Source organism: Pelomonas dachongensis (genome assembly GCF_043555865.1).
Lineage (GTDB): Bacteria > Pseudomonadota > Gammaproteobacteria > Burkholderiales > Burkholderiaceae_C > Pelomonas > Pelomonas dachongensis.
Genome location: NZ_JBIGHY010000025.1, coordinates 1 through 7,821 on the forward strand (window position 1 = coordinate 1; position 7,821 = coordinate 7,821).

The window sequence follows — 7,821 nt, forward strand, 5'->3', positions numbered from 1 at the left end:
CCTGACGGCGTTGCTCAAACGGCTGGACAAGGCCGTCGCTCGCTACTACTCGGACACCGTGGTCACTGACGAAACCGAAGCACAAGGCTGACCGTCGTCAGTCAAGATGGCGCGGCCAGACGCTCACCTTGCCCTGATCGCGCAGGTACTGGACGTACGCGTCCTCGTGCTCGTAGCCCTTTTGCTGGATGAGTTGCGTCGACTCGTCCACTTCGGCGCGCGGCAACGGACTCACAAGATCCTGCAAGTCGAGCGAGGTGATGTGCTCGCACTCGAGGAAATTGACCAGATCAGTCGCGGCGTATAGACGCCCCGAGTCTCGGTTATGCATGACCTCTCCCTTTGTAACGATTCTGTTACGGGGGCGCCATGTCGTCCAGTGGCGCGCTGTCCTGGCGTTAGCACGCTGCACACCCGCTTCGGCGGGCGCGGCACTGCTCAAAGCCAGCCGGTTGTCGGCCGTCGGACCAAACACAAGCCACGTAGAGCGAAGTGCCCGTGTGGCATGGGAAAGCACGACAGAGAGCGGGCGGCCGCGGACTGCTGCCCCTGGCCGCCCGGGTGTGCAGGGCTACTTGCCGTGCTCTTTGCGCACGCCCTTGAAGGGCGTGCCGTCCTGCTTCTGATCCATGAACCGGCCAGTGCCGGTATCGCGCTTGGTCCACGTCTCGGTGACGGGGTTGAAGGTCTGCGAGCGGTCGCGGACGGCGCCACGGCGAGCGTTGTCGCCAACGGGTGCGTTCTTAGCCATGAGGTATCTCCTAAACGTTGAGGGTGTGGGTCCAGTTGGGCAGGCCACTGCGGGAGAGGAACTCCACGAGGTGCTTGCTGCCGTAGAAGCGAATCCGGCCGCCTTCGCGGTAGGCGAGGGCCGATTGGTCGATCTGCAGCCGGTTCGCCCGCGCCCGGGTGGTCAGCTGATCCAGGAGCACGTCGTTGGCGCTCGAGGTGTTGCTGCTCGACCGGGCGTCGAAGACTGCGAAGTTGACCCAGCCACCGCTAACAGCAGGCTGCCGAAGGTGCGCGAAATTGATCTGCATTTCCAACTCCATGCCCACGTACGTCAGCAGGCATGAATTGATTCTGGAAGTTCGCTAGCTCACGGAATGAGCTGGCACCGGCCTCAGTTCAGGCATAGGTTCTTGCTGCGGCGCACAACTGTTCGGCGACGCGCTGGCGCAGTTCCGGCGGCGCCAGGACTTCCACGTCCGACCCGTATCGGAGCACGTCCATCACGAGCTCCTGGTCCTTGGAGTACGGCACTTCCAGCTGGTAACTGCCGTCCTCCAGCCACTTGCTGGCCTGCTTCCTGTGCCAGCGCTCCAGCGACACGTACTGCGCCCGGACCTGGCTGAACTTCAGGACGGCGAGCTTGTCGGCCTTGCCGGCGTAGATGCCGTAGCCGCTCTGGAAATGTTCCACGAGGGCGTCCTTTCCGACTTCGATGGCTGCCGTGTCGGTCAGCTCGACCTGCTGGATGGCGTCCAGCGCGAAGGACCGCAGCTCGCTGCGAAGATGGCACCACGCGTCCAGCAACCAGTTCTCGCGGTAGTGAACGAGGCGCAGCGGGGAGACCTCGCGCTCCGTCAGCTCGTCCTTATCGCGATTGAAGTACTTCATGACGACCCGCTTGCGCTCCAGCACGGCCTGGGTCAGCTGCTCGAAGTACTTCACCTTGACGCGCCGGCCGGCGAAGTGAATGAGCTTGATGCGCTTCTCGATGTCCTTGGCGTTGCCGATCGACTCGCCCAACAACAGCTCGAGCCGGTCCTTCAGCGGCTGCAGATGGGGCTCCAACAGGCCGGGCTGCACACCGCTGAGCAGGCTCTGCATGGCCAGCAGCGCATAGATCTCGCTGGAGTTGAACCACAGGCCGGGCAACTCGAACCGCTTGCCGCCCGGCAAGGTGCCAATGACCCATTGATTGAGGTCTCGATCAAACTCGATCGGACATCCAAACCGGTCTCGCAGCGCGTCGATGTCGCGCTTGACCGTGGACATCGAGACCTCGAGCTCGTCCATCAGCGCTTGCATAGTCACGCCATTCCTGAAGCGCGCGATGCTCACGATCTTGTGCATCCGCTCCAGATTCATGTTGGTTGCTCTTGGCGGCATCTCCCCTCCTCCTTCGTGTACTCACGAGACCGACTTTGTTGACGGCGCGGGAAGTACAACAGGCGATCAGCGCCATGGCAACCTTTCTGCGGTGTTCAGCGCCGCAGTCGTCTGGGCGCCGCCACACCGTTCGCGGATCGAGTCCTAACCTGGCCGCCGCATGCCACGACCTATGACAGCCCCACCACGGCAAAGTACTGCCGCGAGTCCGTCCAAAGCTGCGCCCGCTCCCATCTAGCGGCGCTGGCCATGGCGTCGATGCGAGCCAGGTCGTACTTCCGCGAGCTTTCCGTGTGGATGGTCTCGCCTGCCTTGAAGTGGAAGATCTGGCCTGAGACCGCAGCCTCGACGTCCCGCAGGCAGCACAGGTGCATCTCGATCGCCCTTTCGCGGGCATTCCAGCGAGGCTCGTGGGCGAAGGCCTAGATCTGTAGCGTGCCTGCGAGCTCCCGATTGATGCGCTTGGGCAAGTTGAGGTTGAAAGCCGCGGTCACGCCCGGACCGTCTGCCCAAGGTGGATTCACGGTGGATCTCGACCACGTCGTTCGCCAGCTTCGCGGGCGTACTGCTTGTGCGAGCGCAGTACACGCCGCAGGTCGACCAGTGGTCCATCATGATGTCGACCTTCATCCAGGGCGCGGCCGTGGCCTGTCTCTTCACGCCGCTGGTAGCGGTGATCGTCTCGGGCATCCCCGCGGAGAAGATCCGTTCGCCACCGGGCTGAGCAACTTTGTGCGCATCACGGCCGGCGCGTTCGACACGTCCATCACCACGACGCTTTGGGACAACCGGGCGACCCTGCATCACGCCAACTTGACTGAGGGCTCGGGAGCAGGCCAGAACACCGCGGAGGGGCTGGGCGCGCTGGCCAAGATGCGGATGTCAGCGCAGCAGGCCGCCGCCCAACTCAATCGCATCATCGACCAGCAATCCTTCACCCGGGCCGCGGACGACATCTTCCTCGGCTCAGCCGTGATGTTCACGCTGCTCATCGGTGTGGTGTGGCTTTCCAAGCCCTCGATGTCGTCGTCACCGGTGAACGATGGCGGTGCCCACTAGCCTCACCGCCGAGTGCGTAGATCTCGGGCGGATTCTTGCCCGCCTAAGGGCAAAGAATCCAGCCTGGCACCGCGGCAAGCACCGTCATCCCAGATCCCAGGAGCCGCCCCTGTACTGGAATGACCCATTGAGCAGGCCTGCCAGCCATAACGGTACCGCGGCAGCTTTCCCGCCGCCGAACATCACGCGTTGCGCGCCATTCGTGTCGAGCATGGCAACAGGCAGCTCCGGCAACATGCCTGTGCCTATGCCGCCGGGCGGCCAGGTGTTGCCGTAGTCACGCTTCAACGACAAGCGCGACGTGGCCTTCCCCAACGTCAGGAAGGTCTCATGGCGAACAAGCCAGTAGCACTCGACCGACGAGGCCGCGTACCGCTCCTGGCGCCGCAGGAAGTCGCGAAGGTGCTGATAGGACCGCTGCAGCTCGATCGCAATAGTGCGGCCGTTGAAAGAGAACAGGACATCGGCCTCCCACCTGTCCCCGCTCGGAGATCGACCAGGCACCTCGTCGCGGCCCTGAAGACCCATGCCGAGCAAGGCGGCCAGCACCGAGGCTTTGCCAGCCTGGTGCCACGTCGTCTCGGGCGCGGCGGCGCATTCATCCGAAAGGTGAGCAAAGAAGGGCAAACCGTTGATGCTGGTCTTGAGCACGGCCGGCGCCTTGCAACAGGGCATCACGAAGTCGCCGACGGCGGTCGACTGCTTCAGCCTTTCCCAGATGCCGATGGGGATCGTGCCTGCGTCGACTGGCCGGCCGTCGCGTGTCCAAGCTGCCTGAGTCATGTATTAGTTCTTTGAACAGAAACTCTGCAATCGATAGGGCCTTCTCGCCGACGCGACATGCAACCTTTGGGTTGACGCGTTCGGTGGCCCCGCGACTTCATTGTGGTCGCTGCAAAACCCTGACCTACTACCCATCTGCGAACGGCGTTAGAGTCAAACACCATCGGCATACGCGGCGTGCCGACCAAAAAAAGATATGCCGCCAGAGGGAGGAGATAACTTGAAGCTCACGCGCATCTACGTCCAGAACTTTCGGAACTTTCGAGAGATCGACATCGACGTCGACGGCAACTTGGTCATCGTCGGCGAGAACAGGGTCGGCAAGAGCAACCTGCTGCACGCGCTGCGGCTCATCTTCGACCCGACCTTGCCAGACAGCGCCAGGCAACTGACCCGGGGTGATTTCTGTGACGGCCTCGGCGACGACCTCGAGGACAACGCGATCACCATCTCTGTCGAGATTCAGGAGTTCAGCGACGACATGGACGTCCTGGCGCTGTTGACCGACTTCAGGCTCGACGATGACCCAGACACCGTCCGGCTGAGCTACGAGTTCCGGCCGCGGGAAGACCTGGAAGGCCACCCCGAAACCGACGATGACTACGAGTTCTGCTGCTATGGCGGTGAGTCGGATACCAACACGTTCGGCCATGACGTGCGACGTCGGATCGCCATGGATCTCCTGCCGGCGCTGCGTGACGCCGAGGGTGATCTGGCGACGTGGCGTCGCTCCCCCTTGCGGCCGCTCCTGGAGCGGGCGTTTGCCGACGTGCCGGATGAAGACCTGGCGGACATCAGGGACGAAGTCGCCGGCGCCTCTGAAAAGCTGGCTGAGCTGCCCACGATCAAGGAGCTAGAGAAGTCCTTGCGGGGGCTGTTCGCCGAGATGAGCGGCGAGAAGCAAGACATCGAGCTGAGCATCGGATTCGGCCCCACGGACGTGCGTCGGCTGTTCCGCAACCTCCGGCTCCTGATGGACCAGGGCCTGCGATCGATCTCCGAGGCCAGCCTCGGTTCAGCGAACGTGGCCTTCCTGACGCTCAAGGCGCTGGAACTCAGCCAACTGATGAAGGAAGGACGGCGCAACCACGCCCTCCTGTCGATCGAAGAGCCCGAGGCCCACCTTCACCCCCACCTGCAGCGGTCCGTGTACCGGCACCTGTTCGAGACCTTTGCCAACGCGGAGGGCGAACAGCGCCTGTCGATGATTCTCACCACTCATTCGCCGCACATCGCCAGCGTCGCGCCATTGCGCTCGCTGGTGCTCCTCCGCGATGCGGGCGACGACGGGACCGTCGCCACGTCCACGGCCCAGATCGACCTCGAGGAGGACGAGGAGGACGACCTGGCCCGCTATCTGGACGTGACGCGCGCCGAGATGCTCTTTGCCAGAGGCATCCTCCTCGTGGAGGGAGATGCCGAGAAGTTCCTGATGCCGGTGTTTGCCAAGAGCTGCGGCCACGACCTGGACCACCTGGGCATCACGGTGTGCTCCGTCAGCGGGACGAACTTCACCCCGTACGCAAAGTTCTTGACCGCGCTGGACATCCCGTTCTCCATCGTGACGGATTGGGACCCGCGCGAAGGAAAAGACCCGTTGGGTCTCAACCGCACCTTGAGCTTGGTAGACGTGATCGAGACGACGCGGTCTGGCAAGTCGCCGAAGGCGCTGCTGAAAGAGCTGCGTGCATTGCCGAAGTACCAAGAGCTATGTGATCGCTGCGAGGCGTTTGGCGTGTTTTCCAACTACCACACGCTGGAGGTGGATCTCTTCAACGATGAGGACTTCACCGCAGCGATCATCGAGACGCTCCGTGAATCCCCCTGGGGAGAAGTGCGCACCGGCTTGATCAACGATTGGGAAGCCGACACCAGCTCCCTTGATGCCGTGAAATACCTGAGCATCATCGACGCGGTCGGCAAAGGTCGATTTGCTCAGCGACTCGCGACCCGCGTCGAACGTGTCATGCCTCTGGGCTATATCTGGCGCGCCATTGATCACGTCGTGAATCGTGTCTGAAAGAGCCGCCTATCTCCGCGCCGCAGAGCAGTTGAAAGGCAACGCCGGCCAGTGGGCCGCCTACGAGTCCACCGGCCACTGCGTCGTGCTGGCTGGGCCGGGCAGCGGCAAAACGAAGACGCTGGCCGCCAAGGTCGCGCGCATGCTGGCGGAGGACGTCCATGATCCGCGCGGTCTCGCCTGCATCACGTTCAACAACGAGTGCGCTCGCGAGCTGGAGGACCGTCTGGCTGCCCTTGGCGTCGAGCCAAGCGGGAGGGTGTTCATCGGCACGGTGCATTCGTTCTCGCTGACGCAGATCATTCTTCCCTACGCCAAGACGGCCCGTCTCGGCCTCCCCGATCAAGTCGGCGTCGCAACACAGGCGCAGCAAAAGCGCGCCCTCGCTGCGGCGTATGAAAGCACGATCGGTGGCCATAGCGATCCCGAGGACGAGCGCTACCCGCTCAACACCTACAGGCGAACGCACATCGATCGGAGTGCCAGCGCCTGGCGGGACACCGACCCCAGAAAGGCAGCCCTCGCTGAGGCCTACGAGGCGGAGCTGCGGGCTGCCGGCGTGATCGACTTCGAAGACATGCCCCGGCTTGCCTTCGCGGCTCTGAAGGAGAACGCGTGGCTGGGCCAGGCGTTGTTCGCGAAGTACCCGATCCTGGTCATCGACGAGTACCAGGACCTGGGCACCGCGCTGCACCGCATGGTCGTCGGGCTGTGTTTCAAGGCGGGCATTCGCCTCTTCGCCGTCGGTGACTTGGATCAGTCGATCTACGGCTTCGCCGGCGCACGGCCAGACCTGTTGCGCAAGCTGTCCGAGCGCGAAGAGGTCGAGACCATCCGGCTGAAAGTCAACTACCGCAGCGGTACGAAGATCGTCGCCGCCGCGCAAGCAGCTTTGGGGGAGGACCGAGAGTACGAGGCGGCGGATGATGACGCCGTCAGCGAAGTCTTCATTGAAGAACTCGGTGGCCACTACCCTGCGCAGGCGAGCGAGCTCATCAACAGGCTGCTGCCTGAAGCGCTCGGACGGCACGAGGGCTTGGGCTACAAGAACGTCGCCGTGCTCTACGAAGCTGCGTGGTTGGGGGATGAGGTTCTGGCTGCCGCAACGGCCGCAGGCATACCCGTAGTCCGCAACGACAAGAAATCGCTATACCCACGCTCCAGCCGGCTCATGCAGTGGATCGAGCAATGCAGCCAGTGGTGCTGCGATGGATGGAAGTCGGGGAAGCCGAGGTTCTCAAGGCTGGCAAAAGGCGGTCATCGGCTGTTCGCTCAGGCCCTACGCACCGAAGAGCGTTCTCTTGCATTCCATCGCCAGCTGCTCACCTGTTTGTGGGAGCGTCGCGATGGTGCCGATGAACTCTCGGAGTGGCTCGACGCGCTGAACACTGCCGTGCTGGAACCCATGGCGGCAGCCTGCCCCGATTTGAACGACGAGATGGATAACTTTGCCGACTTCGCAGCGCTAGTCTCGCAAGGCGGCGATCGCAGCGGCATGACCCTGGGTGAGTTCGCTGGCGTGGGTGACCACGACGATCGACTGACGTTGACGACGCTGCACAGTGCCAAAGGTCGAGAGTTCGACATCGTCTTCATGTTCGGCGCCGACGAACTTCGACTGCCAGGCACTGCTGAGAAGCGGCGGCTGTTCTACGTGGGGTTCACGCGCGCGAAGTTGGAGATCATCCTGACGCACCGGACGGGAAGCCCATCGCCTTTAGAACTTATCCGTAAATAGATAAACTACCGTTCCGAGCCGCATTGGGCGCGGTGTTGGATCGAAACCTTGGCGAAACGTGCTGAGTCATGGGCGGTGACGGACGAGTTCTGGCAGCGTGTTGAAC

The 7,821-nt window shown here is 62.9% G+C and carries 9 protein-coding genes and 1 pseudogene; 4 read left to right on the top strand and 6 right to left on the bottom strand.

The window, feature by feature from the left end:
• Positions 1-97 precede the first annotated feature (97 nt).
• The 5 genes and pseudogenes from ACG02S_RS26010 to ACG02S_RS26030 all read right to left on the bottom strand — a co-directional run.
• Positions 98-331 carry a hypothetical protein gene (locus ACG02S_RS26010; RefSeq protein WP_394473412.1) on the bottom strand — a complete coding sequence of 78 codons (234 nt, stop codon included), beginning with the start codon at positions 329-331 and terminating at the stop codon, positions 98-100.
• A 240-nt stretch (positions 332-571) separates the two neighbouring features.
• Positions 572-751, bottom strand: coding sequence for a hypothetical protein (locus tag ACG02S_RS26015; RefSeq protein WP_394473413.1), 180 nt, complete (start codon positions 749-751; stop codon positions 572-574).
• A 10-nt stretch (positions 752-761) separates the two neighbouring features.
• The gene (locus ACG02S_RS26020) at positions 762-1,040 is read right to left on the bottom strand and encodes a hypothetical protein (RefSeq protein ID WP_394473414.1); all 279 of its coding nucleotides are present in this window, start codon (positions 1,038-1,040) and stop codon (positions 762-764) included.
• Positions 1,041-1,128: 88 nt separating this feature from the next.
• Positions 1,129-2,094 carry a helix-turn-helix transcriptional regulator gene (locus ACG02S_RS26025; protein WP_394473415.1) on the bottom strand — a complete coding sequence of 322 codons (966 nt, stop codon included), beginning with the start codon at positions 2,092-2,094 and terminating at the stop codon, positions 1,129-1,131.
• Positions 2,095-2,285: 191 nt separating this feature from the next.
• Positions 2,286-2,525 (bottom strand): annotated as a pseudogene (locus ACG02S_RS26030) (L-histidine N(alpha)-methyltransferase); the annotation flags it as partial.
• Positions 2,526-2,629: 104 nt separating this feature from the next.
• On the opposite strand from ACG02S_RS26030, the gene ACG02S_RS26035 reads away from it, so the two are divergent.
• Both ACG02S_RS26035 and ACG02S_RS26040 read left to right on the top strand, forming a co-directional pair.
• On the top strand, positions 2,630-2,839 hold the full coding sequence (locus ACG02S_RS26035; protein WP_394473416.1) for a hypothetical protein: 210 nt from the start codon (positions 2,630-2,632) through the stop codon (positions 2,837-2,839).
• 8 nt (positions 2,840-2,847) lie between these two features.
• On the top strand, positions 2,848-3,174 hold the full coding sequence (locus tag ACG02S_RS26040; protein WP_394473417.1) for a hypothetical protein: 327 nt from the start codon (positions 2,848-2,850) through the stop codon (positions 3,172-3,174).
• A gap of 84 nt (positions 3,175-3,258) precedes the next feature.
• On the opposite strand, the gene ACG02S_RS26045 is transcribed toward ACG02S_RS26040, so the two are convergent.
• Positions 3,259-3,957, bottom strand: coding sequence for a competence protein CoiA (locus tag ACG02S_RS26045; RefSeq protein ID WP_394473418.1), 699 nt, complete (start codon positions 3,955-3,957; stop codon positions 3,259-3,261).
• A 220-nt stretch (positions 3,958-4,177) separates the two neighbouring features.
• Here ACG02S_RS26045 and ACG02S_RS26050 point away from each other — a divergent pair, with 220 nt between their 5' ends.
• Both ACG02S_RS26050 and ACG02S_RS26055 read left to right on the top strand, forming a co-directional pair.
• Positions 4,178-5,977, top strand: a complete 1,800-nt coding sequence (locus ACG02S_RS26050) for an ATP-dependent nuclease (protein ID WP_394473419.1) — start codon at positions 4,178-4,180, stop codon at positions 5,975-5,977.
• Positions 5,970-7,715, top strand: a complete 1,746-nt coding sequence (locus tag ACG02S_RS26055; protein WP_394473420.1) for a UvrD-helicase domain-containing protein — start codon at positions 5,970-5,972, stop codon at positions 7,713-7,715. The genes ACG02S_RS26050 and ACG02S_RS26055 overlap by 8 nt, the downstream gene beginning before the upstream one ends.
• Positions 7,716-7,821 lie beyond the last annotated feature (106 nt).